We start from the raw sequence: 16,151 nt of genomic DNA, 5'->3' as shown, positions 1-16,151 counted from the left end.
GTCCCGCCCGTCCTTTTTGGACGGGCGGGACGCCCATCCCACAAACTTGTGGAAGTTATTTAATTCTCATTCCTTATTGCCCTCTTCGCCGGATTTGTAGCCCATTGATAATTTATGGTCAAAACTTAAAATTATTATCCGTTCTATCGACACGACAAATTATAAATAATTAGGAAAAGCGATAGAGTTGGAGATTTTTACTCGTTACCAGGCTCTTCCTGGTAACGAGAAGAAAAAACGTTAATCGGAATTTAAAAACTCCAAATAATTATCAGTCAATTCTTTGACTGCTAATTCGTAAAACTGCTTACCGTGTTCTGGAGTTGCTAAGGCGGGATTTGAACCCATTCTGCCGTCGGGAAATCGGCGGCGGAAATCAGCAGCACCGTAAATTTTGTACCCGGAAGCGACTTCTTCCGAAAGCGGAGCTTGCTTGATTGCTTCTGGATAAAGGTACTGGGTTAAGGCGATTTCGCTGGGGGTGGCGTGAGAACCTTCTTGGTTTCCGTACAGTTCTTTTGCGAGTTTGTAGACTGAACCGCACATGAACCAGTTGCCGATTTGACACTGGATTCTTTCGGCATTCGGTAAATTCAAGTCAGACAAATGCGCGTAAGTCTCGGAAAATGCTGCTTTCATGGTGGCAACATTGCCACCATGACCGTTAATGAAGAAATATTTTACAAATCCCGCTTTTGCTAAAGAGGTGATATAATCCCTGATTACCACTATCAGAGTCTGCGGTCGGAGGCTGATTGTGCCGGGAAAGCTGGTGTGGTGCAAGGCCATGCCTACATTAATTGTCGGGCCGATTAAGGCATGGGCAGCTTCGCCGACACCGCGGGCGATCGCACTCGCAGCAATGGCGTCAGTGCCGATCAAGCCGGTGGGCCCGTGCTGTTCGGTGGAGCCGATCGGGATAATTATGCCTCGGGAGCTATCGAGATAAGCTTCTACCTCGGCCCAGGTACTCAAATGCAGCAACATGATAGGCAGTCTACAGAATTTTTACTTGCTATGGTCGATCGTAGCCGGCACGGGAAAAAAAAGGACTTTGGACAAACTTCTTATTGTCTTGTTAAAAAAGGTTCTACAGTGCGAGCACAACTTTACAGTTATATTACTTAACCTTAATAATTTAACCACTTGATTACCAAAACTTTACCTTTTAATAACCTTTTAAGAGTAGTATAGCAAGCATCTCCCTATAGATTGGGTGTTACCTGGTCGATTAACAGCGGGCAATGTTGGATGAAATTAACACCGACCCCTAAAAATGACCAGACTTCTGAGGCCAGAACGCAGGCAGACAGCGCGACTCCGGCAACTGCTCTAGGGCTGTATTCCTTGCATGAGCAAGTAGCAAAGGTCGAGCGCGTGTCTGTGGGATGGACTGGGGAAGGATTTTAAGCGATCGAACTTTCTGGTGATCGTACAAGCGATCTCCGCGCGAGAGTGCCTCAGCTACCGAACAAGGCCCCTCTCGCTAGCCACATACAAACATAACTCCCACTGATATTTATGTCTTCTGCTGAATTAAGCGAAAGTCCTTCAAGGCTGGCGGTTGGACAAGCTGGCCGAATCTTGTTATTGGAAGGTGAAGACCTGTTGCGGGAAATGCTAGCTTTAGCCCTTAAAGAACAGGGCTACGAGGTGGTGGTTACTAGCGACGGGCGCAACGCTCTGCCTTCTGTACAGGCTTCTTCGTCATACCACGGTGAATTTGCATTCAACCTGTTAATTATGGATTCAATTAACGGTTTGGATCTGTGTCGAATGTTACGGCATCAAGGAAATCCGGTCCCTATTTTGATTATCGGTGCTAGAGGAAGTGCCAACAATTGCGCTTTTTACCTAGAAGCCGGATCCGATGATTATCTGACAAAGCCTTTTGGAATGCGGGAGTTTATGGCTAGGTGTCGGGCGCTGATGCGACGCCAGCGCCTCGGTCGGTTACCGGAACCGAGGATGCTGCAATATAAGAGCATAACTCTGTATCCTGAAGAGTGCCGGGTGTTGGTTCGCGGTCTGGAAGTGAAATTTTCTCCTAAACAGTTTCGCTTACTAGAACTATTTATGAGTTATCCCCGGCGAGTTTGGTCTCGCGATCAGTTGCTGGAAAAAATTTGGGGTCAAGATTTTATCGGAGACAGCAAAACAGTTGACGTGCACATCCGCTGGCTGCGCGAAAAGTTGGAAATCGATCCGGGTCAACCGGAATATATCATTACGGTACGTGGGTTCGGCTATCGATTTGGTTGAATTTTTAAATCAGTTGTAGGGTTGCAAGTTGGAGTCGAATTGACGTAGGGACACAACATTCTTGTGTCCTTATTTGTCTATGTAGGGTGCGCTATACAATAGCTTGGAGGTGCAACCAGTAGAGCTATTGCAGCCACCGTTGCCGTTCTTTTTTACTCGCTCGCGATCGGTATAAACTCACATCTTGCACCATTCTCAAGAACAGGCAAGATGCCTGTTCCACAAAGAGTGAATTTTCTTGTGGAATAGGCATCTTGCCTGTTCATAAAAAGCTTATTGAGAATGGTGCAACATCTCAGTATAAATCAAAACTCCCCTGTCCACTCCCAACAATGAAGTTTCCAGCAATCTCCTGCAACCGCAACAGCCGCCACCATATATGAACTGGGAAATAATTCAATTAAAGACCATTTCGATGCTTCTTCGGGATTTCCTTCAACATTTAACAGCGCTGCTGGTTCTCCTGGTGCGAGACTGACATCAAACTTATTCAGGGGAATAGAAAGTCCTTTTCCGACTGCTTTAATGTAGGCTTCTTTGCGAGTCCAGCAGGTGAAAAAAGCTGTAGCTTGGAGATGTTCTGGAAGCGAACGCAAAACAGAATTTTCTAAGGGTGAAAAAAACTTTTCAGCAATCTCCAGACAATAAAAATTGGCATTTAGGCCTTCAATATCCACACCAATATCTCGATTTTTGGTAATAGCAATTAGAGCCATCCCCCGAGAGTGAGACAAATTGAAACGCAGGGTATTTCCACCTTGGGCGACGATGAGAGAAGGTTTGCCGTAGGGATTGTAGTCAAAGCGCAAAATGTGAGAACTTATGTTAAGATAGCGACTCAGAATCGCTCTCAGCGCGCCACGACTCACAATAAATTGCGATCGATCTTTTGGAAACACAAAACGATCGGCTTTTGTCCGCTCGTCGGTCGAGAGAGTCTGTTGTAAACTCTGCAAGCAAGATTCTGTTTGAGCCAGAGAGACCCGCCAAACATGAATTTCGCCCAGATCCAATGTCAAGTCTAGCGGTGGGGAATTCCACAAAGGAACAACAGCAATCATATATTTACCCTGCCTTATCCAAAGCTTCCACGTACCAAATTACCGCTCATCTTCTTTCTCTTCTTTCTCTTCCTTCGCGCCCTTCGCGACTTCGCGGTTCGTTAAATAAGTCTTAATTCCAACGGTCAATCGATTTGAGATTTGAGATTATTGCTTGATTGTCAATAAATCCAAGTCTGCACAACCTTTCCCGCTAATTGCTGCCCCAACCAGGGCGTATTTGCCGATCGCGACTTCAGACTTTGCCCATCAACAGTCCAACTCATATCCGGGTCGAACAGAATCAGCTCAGCAGAGACACCTGGTGCAACCGTGGCGCAGGTTTGCCCGAGACAAACGGCCGGCCCTGCGCTCAAAACTCGCCACAGTTCTAAAGCCGAAAATTCCCCCGTTTCTACCAGTCCGTGCCACAGTAAAGGCAAAGCTAATTCCAAACCGATAGCCCCGGGCGGACTATCAGCAAAAGCCACAGTTTTCTCCTCATAAGTATGCGGGTTGTGGTCGATCGCGATCGCATCAATTACCCCATCTTTCACAGCTTGAATCAACGCTAATTGGTCGTTGAGATTGCCCAACGGCGGTTCTAGGTGTAAATTCGGATCGTAGGCCAACGAAGCAGTCAGAGCATTTTTCCCCCCGCCGAAATTTTTCGAGTTTCCTGAAATTGCCCCGACATTCAACAGCAAGTGCATCCAAGTCACACTCGCAGTCACCGGCAAACCCCGCGCCTTCGCATCCCGAATCAATTCCACACTGCGCGCCGTAGAAACCCGCATAATGTGCACCGGAGTCCCCGCAGATGCCACCAACTCAAGCATTGCCGCCAATGCCGAAGTTTCCGCACTCGCCGGAATTCCTGGCAAACCCAAGCGCACCGACACCGCACCCTCCCGCGCCGCGCCATTTCCTGCTAAAGTTCGATCGCACGGCCACAAAGCCACAGACTTGCCCAAAGGCTGGATATACTCAAGCAAACGCCTCACCAGAGCCGGATTAGACAGCGGCAAACCGTCCGCAAAACCCACCACCGCAGAGGAGACCAGCTCGCCCAACTCAGCCATCTGCTGCCCTTTAACGCCCGCTGTCAGCGCGCCCCAAAAATACAAGCGGGGCCCCCCGGGCGACAAATTGCGGATATGTTGCTGCAACAACGCTAAACCGGCCAAATTGTCAACAGGCGGCGAGGTATCCGGCAAAATCGCCAGCCGCGTAAAACCGCCAGCCGCCGCAGCCTGTATCAAGGATTCCAGGGTTTCTCGATCCTCAAAACCCGGTTCTCCGCTGTGGCTGTAGATGTCAGTTAACCCCGGCCCCAAAATCAGTCCCTGGCAATCCCGCACTTCTGTGTCAGCGGGAAATTCAGCTATTTTTTCCTCAACTGCTTTGATATTACCTTCAGCAATTAGAATATCAGCGATGCGATCGCTCCCTGAAACTGGATCTAGGACTCGTACATTTTGTAGCAGTTCGCGGCTCATAACTTAAGATTTAAATATATTGAAGAAGGTAGAAGGAGGTACGAACCGCGAAGACGCGAAGGACACGAAGGAAGAAGGAAGAAGTCCGATGGAAGTGGGAATAAAATCAACGGTTTCAGCTATTAAGAACTTCCTAACCATCGGGCGCGGTTGTTATCAACTTTTAAACTTTTTTCAGGCGGGGGAAGGGTAGGGGAGAGTATGCCGGCCCCACTCTTCGGGTGCGGGCCGATCACTTTACTGATTACAGTGCTCCTGCGGCTGTTTGGTCAAAAACGCCGCCGCTCAAATGAGTTGTGACATTCATCGCTTGTAATACCGGCAAACCATCGGGGCCGTGGGGATAATCTATCACGCTAACGGCTCCGTTTCCTTGTTTGAATTTCCAGAAATGTTCTGGTTCTAAACCGAATAGGTGGCAGAGAATTGCTTTGTTAATGGCATCGTGAGCAACTACAATCCCAGTACCAGAAACTGATTGTACAATTTGTCGCCAAGATGCGATCGCCCGAGTCCAAACGTGCTGCAAATTCTCTCCTTCGGGCATTTGCACTGTTTCAGGTGATGTTTTCCATTCTTCGAGCAAACCCGGATAGGATTGTTCTATTTCTGATTCAAACTTTCCTTCCCAAAGTCCGTGGCTGATTTCTCTCAACTCGTCGCGGAGTTCTAGTTGCAAATCGCTGTGATATTTGAGAATAATTTCCGCCGTTTCTTTCGGGCGCAGCATCGAACTGCTGATCGCAAAATCTAATTTTACATCCTTGAGAAATTCTGCTGCCCGCCGGGATTGTTCGCGGCCGTTATCGTTGAGAGGTACGTCAATTTGCCCCTGAAATTTACCTGCTTTATTCCAGTCTGTTTCGCCGTGACGCACCAGCAACAAGCGCGGGCCCCGGTGTCCGTCCCTCGGTTTGGGAAAAATTTCCCCGGTATGGGCTGTTAAATTTAGCGATTCTAATTGAACTGCAACTTTCTTTTTCGGATCTGCTTGCTCATCGTTGGTAACAGGGGAAGTTCCAAAATTAATGACACTAATTCCGCAATTTGACTGTTGAATCGATTGATAGTAATCCGGGGAAATTTCCGATGCTGTAGCGATTAGCGCGCGGTTAATTCCGTTGTGACCTACTACTAGAATTGTGCCGTCCCGGTGGCGCGATAAAATTTCTTTCCAAAAGTTTCGGGCGCTAGCAAAAACGGCTAATACTGGGAAGTGTTCGATTTCTCCGTCAGCAGATGGCAGTTTCATGGAAAATTTGTCTGGCTGTTTTTGCCACTGCTGATATGCTTCGGGGAATTTGTCGATCGCATCTTGGCGCAGCATTCCTTCCCACAGAGGCAAATCGATTTCCATCAATTGATCCGTTGGCTGGAGCTGCGGCGGATTTGTCAAGCACTTGAGGATGATTTCGGCTGTTTCTTTGGCTCGTTGTAGGGGACTGGTATAGGCGGCATCAAAGGCGATACTGCTGAGTGTGTCGCCTACTTGCAGGGCGGCGCTGCGGCCTGCTTCTGTCAAAATCGATTTATCCAGGCGGCCTTGGATGCGACGTTCTTGATTGTATGTGCTTTTGCCGTGACGGACTAAGATAATTCGAGTCATTCGATTTTAGATTTTAGATTTTAGATTTTAGATTTAGCCGGCTACCCCGCAGAGGTTGCGCCGTGCGGATCTTACCTCATACATCGGCTTATGCCACACTACTCCTGTAGAGTGCGTCATAAGCACCGCTGCACTCTCGGTGTGAACCTTACGCATACATGGCGGAGCGAGGATTTGTGGCGTAAGTCTTGTTGAGCAGAGTCAAAAAGATGAGCCAGTGAAATTTTACCAGTTGTCGGGATACTCTCGTCTGCAACGACCTATGATTAAAGACGGAAAAGATTTAGCCACGGATTCGCGCGGGACGGAAAAGCAGGAATGACACTGAAGCGGGTGATTTTAGGTATTTTAACGGCGATCGCGATCGCCTTGGTGGGTTTATCTTTAGTTGCTAGTTGGAATCAGCCACAAATTCAAAGCCGGCTGGAACTCTACCAGACAAATTTGCTGCTTCACGCCTCTGAGTGGCAAGGAGAAAATAATCAGAGTGCTAATTTAAGTTCGGCACGCAACAATATTGTCGGTGCAGATCCTTTAAATACGGCTTTGACGCAGTATCAAGAAGCGCGACAATCGACTCGCCAAACTCTCGAAACAACTCAAGCACAATTTAAAGCAATTGAGTCTCCCATCGCCTCCAAGTCGGCTGATAATACTCTGAACTTGGCTCAAAATAAAGCTTTGTCAGAGTCGATAGAGCAACAGTCAGCGCTGCTAAACGAACTTGACTTGCGCTTAGGAATTTTGCAGGCAAGCAGCGGCAAAACTCAGGCGGCGCTCCAAACTTGGAAAAATTTAGTTGAGCGCTACAACACTCAAATTGATTACGACTCTTCGGCGGTAACTGCTAAAGTTTTAACGGGAATTTGGAGCAATCCGGCTCAACTGCTGCCGGATGCCGAGCCGAGCATTCAAAAGTCTTTGGATGGCTGGTTTCGCTATCGCGCTCTAGCTCAACTTTACAAGCTGCAAGAACGTTCTAAAGAGCTGGTGGCGCTGCAAGCAGCAGAGCAATCAACGGCCCAGCAAGCTGTAGAAAAGTTGGCAATTATAGTTGGCGTTCCGGCGATCGCACTTTGTATTGGCACGGTTTTGCTGGTTGGTTTGACTGTGCAGTGGCTGTTGCAGCGGCAGCAGTTAGATACAGCAGGTTCCGGCCCGGTGTTGGCGCGAAATGCGAGCTTGACTTGGGATGTGCCTTGGGATGGTGAGATTGTTTGGCAGGTACTTGTGGTCGGCTTTTTCTTTGTCGGGCAAATCTTAATTCCCTATTTGTTACTGCCTGTTTCTCTGGCTGTTTTAAAACTCAATCCTGCTACTTTTGACCCGCGCGAAAAGGCTTTTTATATCTTTGCTACTTATTTGTTGCTGTCGGCGGGGGGGCTTTCGGTACTGTATTTTTCAGTCAAGTCTTTTTTGCCTTTGCCTGAAAGTTGGTTTCGGATTAATTGGCGGGGAAGTTGGTTTTTGTGGGGTTTGGGCGGCTATTTTGTAGCTTTGCCTTTGGTAGTTTTGGTGTCGCTGATCAATCAGCAATTTTGGCAGGGACAAGGTGGCAGTAATCCGATTTTGCCGATCGTTCTCGAAGGTAGGGACAACGTGGCTTTGGCGGTGTTTTTTGGCACTGCTGCGATCGCCGCTCCGGTTTTTGAGGAAATTGTGTTTCGGGGCTTTCTGCTGCCTTCTCTGACTCGCTATTTGCCTGTTTGGGGGGCGATCGCAGCTTCTGCTTTCTTGTTTGCGGTGGCTCACTTGAGTGTCTCTGAGATTCTGCCTTTGGCGACTTTGGGTTCGGTTTTGGGGTTTGTGTACACGCGATCGCGCAATCTCCTCGCTCCTATGCTTCTCCACAGTCTTTGGAACAGCGGTACTCTCCTGAGTCTGTTTCTTTTGGGCGGCGGCGCGAGTTAATTCCGACGGTTGTTAATAATTGTGAATTAACGGGGTTTTTTTGACAGTGATGGTCAGGGCGATCGACTCTTGCCAAAAACAGCAGTAGGGTGCTCGGTGCGCCCCTGATATGTAGTCCGGTAAAATAACCGGAATTTCATTAGGGGCGGGTTCACCCTAATCTGTAATATCAGCAACAGAGCCAGAGCGACGGGCCCCGGTCGCTTATTTTAGCGGAAAAACTTGGTTTAACATGGAAGTAATATCTTGTCCGCTGATGATTGAGGCACTGACCCGGGCGATCGTACCACACGGAAGTTGACAATCCGGCTAATTTATAGGTAAATTTTAAGTTAGGATGAGGCTTAAACCCAATGAGCAATTTGAACAGCCGCAAGTTAGAGGGAACGCCGAGTTGGATGCGTTTCGCACCCTACGCAGCCTTGGGCATTTTAATATTTTCTCTCAATTCAGGCAGCGAACTAAATTATTTCTTGAGAGGCTACTTGGTCATTCTACAAGCTCAAGCCGGTATAGTTCTGCTGTATTTTGCGATGTCTAAGTTTCGCAAAAACCCAAATAAATGAGTAAAAATTAGTAAGATTACTTAGCTCGCTCGTTAAAGGTCGAGGGTTAAAGGTCGATCGCGGAAGTTAAAATAAAAAAAATGGGGAAAGTAAAAATGGTAAAAGATAAAACCGTAGCAGTTGTCTTAGCGTTCTTTGTAGGAGGTTTCGGAATTCACAAATTTTATTTGGGCAATAACTTAGCAGGGGTATTATACTTGCTATTTTCTTGGACATTAATTCCGTCACTGATCGCATTTTTCGATTTTATCGGCCTGCTGCTGATGTCGGAACAAGCTTTTCAGGTACAGTACAATGGCGGAATGTTGCCGTCTGGGTATGTCCTCAGATCGGCAAAAGATGTAACAGGGGCGATCGGCGAATTAAAAAAACTTTACGATCTGGGCGCCATTACGGCCGAAGAATATGAAGAAAAACGCCAAAAACTGCTGCGAGAATTGTAATTAAGAAGGAAGTTCGGCAACGGATTCTGTAACGGATGTAACGGATGTCAGTCCGATGGAAGTCGGAAGTTCGGCAACGGATTCTGTAACGGATGTAACGGATGTCAGGAAGAAGGAAGTTCGGCAACGGATTATGTAACGGATGTAACGGATGTAACGGATGTCAGGAAGAAGGAAGAAGGAAGAAGGAAGAAGGAAGCCCACTATTAAAAAAGTGGGATTGAAATAAGTGTGAGATCACAGCTATTTAAGGATATAACTAAAGTGTCTCAAGATTTATACTGGCTGCGTCAAACTCCAAATTGGGTGTGGTATGCTTTTATTCCCTACTTCGGGGGATTGGCGATCGCCTATGCAGGTCAAAAGTCAAATATTCGCAGTTGGATGGGATGGGGTGTTGCCATTACTTTAGCAGCACTAGCGGTATCTTCATCAGCTAATTTGGGTACGATCGTTTGGATTGCTCAAATTGTCACTGCTTTTAGTTTGAAAAAGCGCTATCTCATCAAAACCGCACCCAGAGGTTTACTGGTTCCGGCAACTGCAACAAATGCCGAAGAACTGGCAAACGTGCGCGGCAAAATAGATATTAATGAGTGTACCAAAGATGATATGGTCAGAATCTTGGGTTTGCCGATCGTCTACGCCAACGATATTGAATCTCTGCAAAACGAAGGCTACATTTTTACCCACGCCGAAGAGTTATCAGAAATAGCCGGAGTTCCCGAAAGTCACGTCAGACGTATCGCCCCGATGATTTGCTTCAGCTACAATTATCAAAAAGAATTGCAGTTTACTTGGAAGCGGTTAAATATTCTTTCGCCGGAAGAGTTAATCGCCAGCGGTTTAGATCGGGTTGTTGCGGAAAAAATAGTTAGAGAAAGGCAGAGAAAAGGCGCTTACAAATCAGTTGTCGAAGTCAAGCGGCGGACGGGACTGCCTTTTGATTCCTACCGCCATATTTGTTAATTTGCGGGGTCACGACTATTCAAACATCGACTGGGAAAATCTGATTGCAGAAATAGAAGACATGGGGCAAAGTGAACCCCGGAGTTGAGAAAGTAGTCTGGTGGTAATTCTCCTGGACTTGCTTAAGTGGCAAATTCAACCACCTCAAAGAAGTGGTACCATCTCTTTAATCTAAAATCTAAAATCGATAGATGGATTGAAACCACTGTGAAAAAGTTGCGGGGTCGCGACAATTGAAATATCGACTGGGAACATCTGATTGCAGAAATAGAAGACATGGGGCGAAGTGAACGCCGGAGTTGAGAAAGTAACCTGGTGGTAATTATCCTGGACTTGCTTAAGTGGCAAATTCAACCACCTCAAAGAAGTGGTACCATCTCTTTAATCTAAAATCTAAAATCTAAAATCTAAAATCGATTGATTGATTTTCTGCCAGATGAGATGATTCAAGGGTAGCATGGCAAAAAAGCTCGATCGCCTCCTGGTAATTGACATTCAATGCACCTGCTGGTAAAAAACTCCCCCAGCAGGCGGGCCCGCCTGAAATTCTTAAAAAAAGTATTTATCCTCTTGACATTTACACAGAATAATGATATTAACATATATTGGTGAAACTCGTACTTTTCCCTAGAATCAACTCCAATCGGGGGGTACTACCATTTGAGATTTGAGATTTGAGATTGGGGAAAGACTCGTGACTATCGGGGTTTGAAGCTTGCCTACAGTGGCATTATTTTTTTAAAAGGGAATAAGTTTTCAAGACTCTGCCTTAAATATCAGTGGTAAGCTATCTGAATTATTATTGAAATGCAAAACGACACAAGAGTAGCAGTACCGCTAACATCAAATTATGTCTGACTCTCCTCCATCCCAAATCTCCCCAGAACCCGCACCGTCGAGTGCTGCTACCGAAAACCGCAGTGCCAAAACTAGGCAACTGTTGGGCATGAAAGGGGCCGCTAGCGGGGAAACCTCCATCTGGAAGATTCGCTTGCAACTGATGAAACCGATTACCTGGATTCCCCTAATTTGGGGCGTGGTGTGCGGGGCGGCGTCTTCTGGAAACTATGTTTGGAACCTAGAGAATTTCTCGATCGCAGCAGCTTGTATGTTGATGTCAGGACCGTTGCTGGCAGGGTACACTCAAACTTTGAACGATTTTTACGATCGCGACATCGACGCCATTAACGAGCCCTACCGTCCGATTCCCTCCGGTATCATCTCGATTCCCCAAGTAGTAACGCAAATATTGGTATTATTAGCCGCTGGCATTGGGGTGGCTTATGCTCTAGACTTGTGGGCGGGTCATGAATTCCCGACAATGACTGTTTTGACTCTTGGCGGTGCGTTTCTAGCTTATATCTACTCTGCGCCCCCGCTGAAACTCAAGCAGAATGGCTGGTTGGGAAATTATGCCCTGGGTGCTAGCTACATTGCCCTGCCTTGGTGGGCGGGTCAAGCTTTGTTTGGTACACTAGATCCCACCATTATGATCTTGACGCTGTTTTACAGTTTGGCAGGGCTGGGGATTGCGATCGTCAACGATTTCAAAAGTGTTGAAGGCGATCGGCAATTAGGGTTAAAATCTTTGCCAGTGATGTTTGGCATCGGCACCGCAGCTTGGATTTGCGTGTTGATGATCGACATATTTCAAGCGGGGATTGCAGGCTACCTGATCAGCATCCACCAAAACCTTTACGCTGTCATTCTGCTGCTGCTGATAATTCCCCAAATTACTTTTCAGGATATGTACTTTTTGCGCAATCCCCTGGAAAATGATGTTAAATATCAGGCAAGTGCTCAGCCTTTCCTGGTTTTGGGTATGCTGGTAGCAGCCTTGGCACTGGGTCATGCGAGTTAAGCAGAGTTTTGAGGTTTGAGTTAAAAAATTTTGAATTGAAAAAATCTAATTCACTTCTCAAAAAAATACCAAGCTCTGCATTGTTAAGAAAAGTTTTGAATTTTGAGTGGTGAATTAAAAAGTTTTTAATTCAAAAAATCTAATTCAAGGCAGCGTGTTATTCAAGAAAAAATGTCGAATTAAAAATTAAGAATTGAATAAAGCTAGCTTTTTTAATTTTTAATTTTTAATCGGACTTGATGAGGTTTGAAGGTCTGAACGTGGCAGAATTTTTCTCAAATATCAAAGATAAATTGAGCAAAGTCACTAACGCAATAAGCGGTAATTCCGATGGAGAACCGCCGAAGGCTGCGAAGGGTAATAAGCTCAACTCGCCGGAATCGGAGGCGGAATTTTTTACACGGACAAGGGATGAGCGAGCGGAGTATGTGGTATCAGAAGATGCTGCACCTCTAGAAGAGTCAGAATATTTAGAGTCAGAATATTTAGAGCCAGAATACGCTCGATATCCAATAGTCAAGCGCGATTGGGAAGGGTTGAAGCGCTTAATCGCTTGGTTGGAAATTGAACCTCAAGTTACCAGCTTGCAAACCAAGGGAAAAGAATTGTTGCGGCCGGGATTAAGTTTGCTGGGAACTAAATTACCCCAAAAATCCGATAGTAGCGAATTGCCGGAAAATAGCGAAGCGCAGAATACCGAACAGCAGGAAAATACGGCACTACAGGAAAATAGCGCAGCGCAGGAAAATACTAAAAAACGGCTCTCCCGCCGCCATAGATTTTGGATAAGTTTAGGTGTGGCCAGTATAGGCGGGGGCGCTTTAATCTACTGTTTATGGATTTTGTACACCTTAGACAAAGGTTTGCCGGATGTTAACGATTTGTCTGCCTTTAACCGCGACGGGACACTGACAATTAAGGCGGCAGATAATACGATATTGTTGCAGTCGGGACCTGCAACAAGAGATAAACTGCAACTTAAAGAAATTCCCGAACAGTTGGTTAAAGCTTTTATTTCCATAGAAGACCGCCGTTTTTACAAACATCGCGGGGTGGATTATCAAGGTATTGTGCGATCGATGGTTTCTAATTTGATAGCGAGAGATTTAGTGCAGGGCGGCAGTACAATTACTCAACAATTGGCTCGCGTTGTTTTTCTCAATCAGGAAAGAAGTATTAGGCGGAAGGTACGGGAAGCTCTTTTAGCTCAGAAAATAGAGCGGGAGTTGAGTAAAGACCAAGTTTTAGAACGGTATTTAAATCTGGTTTATTTGGGTTCGGATGCTTACGGGGTGGCGGATGCCGCGGTGGTGTTCTTTAGCAAAACAGTCGATAAATTAACTTTGGCAGAGATGGCAACTTTGGCGGGTTTGCCGCCGGCACCGAGCGAATATTCGCCTTTGGTTAATCCGGATATGGCTAAGCAACGCCGCAATCTTGTGCTGCAAGAAATGCAGGAAGCGAAGGTAATTACAGAGGCTCAGGCGAAGGAGGCGATGGCGGAACCTATGACGGTTAAACCAAGTCCGCCGAAGCGATTTCAAGTGGCGGCGCCTTATTTTGCTAGTTACATTCGGAAGGAATTGCCGCGCTATGTTTCTCCGGATGCTTTGGAAGCTGGCGGTTTGACTGTTGAGACGACGGTGGATTTGAAGTGGCAGAAAATAGCGGAAGAGGTTATTAAAAATGCGATCGAAGTTGATGGCCGCCGTCAAGGTTTTGAACAGGCGGCTTTAGTTTCTATGGACACTAAGACTGGGGAAGTTAAGGCGCTGGTGGGCGGCGGAAATTTTAAGGAAAGTCAGTTTAATCGCGCTACGCAGGCTTTGCGGCAGCCAGGCTCGACGTTTAAAGGGTTGGTTTATGCCGCGGCGATGGCGGCTGGTTTTTCTCCCTATGACAGTTACGAAGACGAACCAATTATTATCGACGGCTATCAACCGAATAATTATGGCAAGAAATTTAGCGGTTGGCGATCGATCTCTGATGCTTTGACGAGTTCGGTGAATGTCGTAGCTGTCAAGGTGTTGATGGATGTGGGGTTTGAACCGGCGATAAAATTAGCCCACGATATGGGAATTAAGTCTAAATTGAGTCCGATTTATTCCCTGGCTTTGGGTTCTTCGGAGGTGAATTTGCTGGAGTTAACCAATGCTTACGGTACTTTAGCATCGCAAGGGAATTTTATTGAAGCCCACGGCATTACTCGGGTGATTAATCAGCGGGGAGATGTGATTTATCAGGCTAATTTTAAACCGAAGCGGGTTTTGGATAAGGATAGTGCTGCGATTACTACTTGGATGTTGGAGGGTGTTGTGCAAAACGGTACGGGGGGGCCTGCGGCTTTGTCCGATCGCGCTGTAGCGGGCAAAACCGGTACTTCGGAAAATGTCAGGGATTTGTGGTTTATTGGTTACATTCCACAGGTGGTGACTGGGGTTTGGCTGGGGAATGATGACAATTATCCCACGTGGGGAACTAGCGGTACGGCGGCGTATAATTGGCGCGATTTTATGAGTCAAGCTGTTAAGGGAATGCCGGTTGAGAAGTTTCCGAAGTTGCCGGAGTTGGAAGGCCGCAAAGGCAGTATTAAGGCTAAACCGGTGCAGCCTAATAGGATTATTCGGGGGATGATTGTGAATGAGGATGGGGCGATCGTCCCTTACAATCCCCATCCTGAACCGAAGTATTACCCACCGCAAGAGCCTGCTTATCAAGAGCCTGCTTATCAAGAACCTGGATATTAAGCGGGTTTTACCAACAATTGCCACCCTCCGGCGCGGGTTTCACCAACAATAATCGCCTAAAACCAATAATCTCATAAACCCCTCCCCACTCCGGGCGGTAAATCACAATCTACAAATCTAATCTTGCTTTAGCCTCACCATAAAAAAGCCGTCCATTTGATTTCGGTGCGGCCAAACTTTTACCCATCCTTCCGGTGAGGGTTGTACGGGTAAATCAATTGTTGGCGGTTCTATTTGCCAGTGAGGATTGCTGTCTAAGAACGATCGAATAACTGTTTCATTTTCTAAGGGATGAATTGTGCAAGTTGCATAAACTAATAGGCCGCCTGGCTTGACAAATGTCGCTGCATTTGCTAGCAGTTCCGATTGCAGTTGAGATTGTTGTTGAATGTTTTCCGGCGTGTGGCGCCAGCGGGCGTCGGCGCGGCGGTGGAGGGTTCCGAGGCCGGAACAAGGTGCGTCTAGTAAAACTCTGTCTGCGAGGTTAACAAACTCTGGGAAATGGCGGCTGTCTCCGGTATGAATTTTAATGGATTTCATCTGGAGTCTGTCTGCATTTTCTTTAAGTTTTTTGAGTCTGCTGGCGGTTTTGTCGCAGGCATAAATTGTGCCTTCATCCTGCATTAATTCGGCGCTGTGGGTGGTTTTTCCCCCCGGCGCGGCGCAGGCGTCGATGATAGTTTCCCCTGGCTGGGGCCCTAGTAAATGGGTGACTAATTGAGCGCTGCTGTCTTGGATTGTCCACCAACCTTCGCTGTATCCGGGGAGGTTTTGAATTGCGCCGATGGTGCCATTTAGTCTTAATGCTTGTGGCAAGTGTGGGATTCTGCTAACGCTGATGTTTTGGGTTTTGAAGGCGGTTTCAATTTGGGCGATCGAGCTTTTTAAGGGATTGATTCTCAGGTCAATTGTGGGGGATTGGTTGAACCATTCACATAGTTGTTCTGTTTCCGTTTCGCCTATTTGTTCGAGCCACAATTCTACTAGCCAGTCGGGGAAGCTGTGCAGAATTCCTAGGCGTTGGACTGGGTTTTCGGGTAATTTTAGGGAATTCAAACCCCCCCCAGCCCCCCCTTGGTAAGGGGGGGAGTTGGAGGTGGTTTTAGTCTCTGCTTGCTCTGGGGAATTCACACCCCCCCCAGCCCCCCCTTGGTAAGGGGGGGAGTTAGAGGGGGTTTTAGTCTCTGCTTGCTGTGGGGAATTTGCCACACTCTTAGCCCCCCCTTGGTAAGGGGGGGTTGGGGGGG

The 16,151-nt window shown here is 47.0% G+C and carries 17 protein-coding genes; 11 read left to right on the top strand and 6 right to left on the bottom strand.

The annotated features are described in order from the left end of the window. Nucleotides 1-240 precede the first annotated feature (240 nt). Nucleotides 241-987: a creatininase family protein gene (locus ACUVJL_RS31835; RefSeq protein ID WP_445249479.1), complete on the bottom strand. Its 747-nt coding sequence runs from the start codon at nucleotides 985-987 to the stop codon at nucleotides 241-243. Nucleotides 988-1,251: 264 nt separating this feature from the next. On the opposite strand from ACUVJL_RS31835, the gene ACUVJL_RS31830 reads away from it, so the two are divergent. Then, nucleotides 1,252-1,410: a hypothetical protein gene (locus ACUVJL_RS31830; RefSeq protein WP_333134438.1), complete on the top strand. Its 159-nt coding sequence runs from the start codon at nucleotides 1,252-1,254 to the stop codon at nucleotides 1,408-1,410. Between the two features lie 111 nt (nucleotides 1,411-1,521). Beyond that, complete coding sequence (locus ACUVJL_RS31825; protein WP_445176604.1) at nucleotides 1,522-2,262, top strand: winged helix-turn-helix domain-containing protein; 741 nt, start codon at nucleotides 1,522-1,524, stop codon at nucleotides 2,260-2,262. 124 nt (nucleotides 2,263-2,386) lie between these two features. Here ACUVJL_RS31825 and ACUVJL_RS31820 read toward each other — a convergent pair whose 3' ends face one another. The 3 genes from ACUVJL_RS31820 to ACUVJL_RS31810 form a co-directional block, all read right to left on the bottom strand. Next, nucleotides 2,387-2,515, bottom strand: coding sequence for a hypothetical protein (locus tag ACUVJL_RS31820; protein WP_445249478.1), 129 nt, complete (start codon nucleotides 2,513-2,515; stop codon nucleotides 2,387-2,389). 52 nt (nucleotides 2,516-2,567) lie between these two features. Beyond that, complete coding sequence (locus tag ACUVJL_RS31815) at nucleotides 2,568-3,323, bottom strand: 4'-phosphopantetheinyl transferase family protein (protein ID WP_445249477.1); 756 nt, start codon at nucleotides 3,321-3,323, stop codon at nucleotides 2,568-2,570. Between the two features lie 161 nt (nucleotides 3,324-3,484). After that, a complete protein-coding gene (locus tag ACUVJL_RS31810) occupies nucleotides 3,485-4,801 on the bottom strand; it encodes a dihydroorotase (RefSeq protein WP_445249476.1) in 1,317 nt (438 codons plus the stop codon). Nucleotides 4,802-4,820: 19 nt separating this feature from the next. Between ACUVJL_RS31810 and ACUVJL_RS31805 the strand changes: the two genes are divergently transcribed. Continuing rightward, complete coding sequence (locus ACUVJL_RS31805) at nucleotides 4,821-4,994, top strand: hypothetical protein (protein WP_445249475.1); 174 nt, start codon at nucleotides 4,821-4,823, stop codon at nucleotides 4,992-4,994. A 51-nt stretch (nucleotides 4,995-5,045) separates the two neighbouring features. On the opposite strand, the gene ACUVJL_RS31800 is transcribed toward ACUVJL_RS31805, so the two are convergent. Further along, nucleotides 5,046-6,407 (bottom strand): histidine phosphatase family protein, encoded by a 1,362-nt coding sequence (locus tag ACUVJL_RS31800; protein WP_445249474.1) that lies wholly within the window; start codon nucleotides 6,405-6,407, stop codon nucleotides 5,046-5,048. A 318-nt stretch (nucleotides 6,408-6,725) separates the two neighbouring features. Between ACUVJL_RS31800 and ACUVJL_RS31795 the strand changes: the two genes are divergently transcribed. The 8 genes from ACUVJL_RS31795 to ACUVJL_RS31760 all read left to right on the top strand — a co-directional run bounded on the left by ACUVJL_RS31795 (nucleotide 6,726) and on the right by ACUVJL_RS31760 (nucleotide 14,904). After that, nucleotides 6,726-8,318 (top strand): lysostaphin resistance A-like protein, encoded by a 1,593-nt coding sequence (locus tag ACUVJL_RS31795; protein WP_445249473.1) that lies wholly within the window; start codon nucleotides 6,726-6,728, stop codon nucleotides 8,316-8,318. 353 nt (nucleotides 8,319-8,671) lie between these two features. Continuing rightward, nucleotides 8,672-8,884: a hypothetical protein gene (locus tag ACUVJL_RS31790; protein ID WP_333368352.1), complete on the top strand. Its 213-nt coding sequence runs from the start codon at nucleotides 8,672-8,674 to the stop codon at nucleotides 8,882-8,884. A gap of 95 nt (nucleotides 8,885-8,979) precedes the next feature. Further along, complete coding sequence (locus tag ACUVJL_RS31785) at nucleotides 8,980-9,327, top strand: NINE protein (RefSeq protein WP_445249472.1); 348 nt, start codon at nucleotides 8,980-8,982, stop codon at nucleotides 9,325-9,327. Nucleotides 9,328-9,591: 264 nt separating this feature from the next. Then, a complete protein-coding gene (locus ACUVJL_RS31780) occupies nucleotides 9,592-10,296 on the top strand; it encodes a helix-hairpin-helix domain-containing protein (RefSeq protein ID WP_445249471.1) in 705 nt (234 codons plus the stop codon). Further along, the gene (locus ACUVJL_RS31775; protein WP_445249470.1) at nucleotides 10,238-10,384 is read left to right on the top strand and encodes a DUF29 family protein; all 147 of its coding nucleotides are present in this window, start codon (nucleotides 10,238-10,240) and stop codon (nucleotides 10,382-10,384) included. Before ACUVJL_RS31780 ends, ACUVJL_RS31775 begins: the two co-directional genes overlap by 59 nt. 152 nt (nucleotides 10,385-10,536) lie before the next feature. Next, nucleotides 10,537-10,599, top strand: a complete 63-nt coding sequence (locus ACUVJL_RS31770) for a DUF29 family protein (RefSeq protein WP_445249480.1) — start codon at nucleotides 10,537-10,539, stop codon at nucleotides 10,597-10,599. A gap of 547 nt (nucleotides 10,600-11,146) precedes the next feature. Further along, complete coding sequence (gene chlG, locus ACUVJL_RS31765) at nucleotides 11,147-12,157, top strand: chlorophyll synthase ChlG (protein ID WP_445249469.1); 1,011 nt, start codon at nucleotides 11,147-11,149, stop codon at nucleotides 12,155-12,157. Between the two features lie 239 nt (nucleotides 12,158-12,396). After that, nucleotides 12,397-14,904 carry a transglycosylase domain-containing protein gene (locus ACUVJL_RS31760; protein ID WP_445249468.1) on the top strand — a complete coding sequence of 836 codons (2,508 nt, stop codon included), beginning with the start codon at nucleotides 12,397-12,399 and terminating at the stop codon, nucleotides 14,902-14,904. A 117-nt stretch (nucleotides 14,905-15,021) separates the two neighbouring features. On the opposite strand, the gene rsmB is transcribed toward ACUVJL_RS31760, so the two are convergent. Beyond that, nucleotides 15,022-16,151, bottom strand: a 1,130-nt coding sequence (rsmB, locus tag ACUVJL_RS31755) for a 16S rRNA (cytosine(967)-C(5))-methyltransferase RsmB (protein WP_445249467.1), incomplete at its 5' end; no start/stop codon positions are given.

The sequence above is a fragment of the Microcoleus sp. OTE_8_concoct_300 genome, assembly GCF_031383065.1.
Lineage (GTDB): Bacteria > Cyanobacteriota > Cyanobacteriia > Cyanobacteriales > Microcoleaceae > Microcoleus.
The sequence above is the reverse complement of the archived record's forward strand: the minus strand, read 5'-3'. Positions and strand labels throughout refer to the sequence as shown.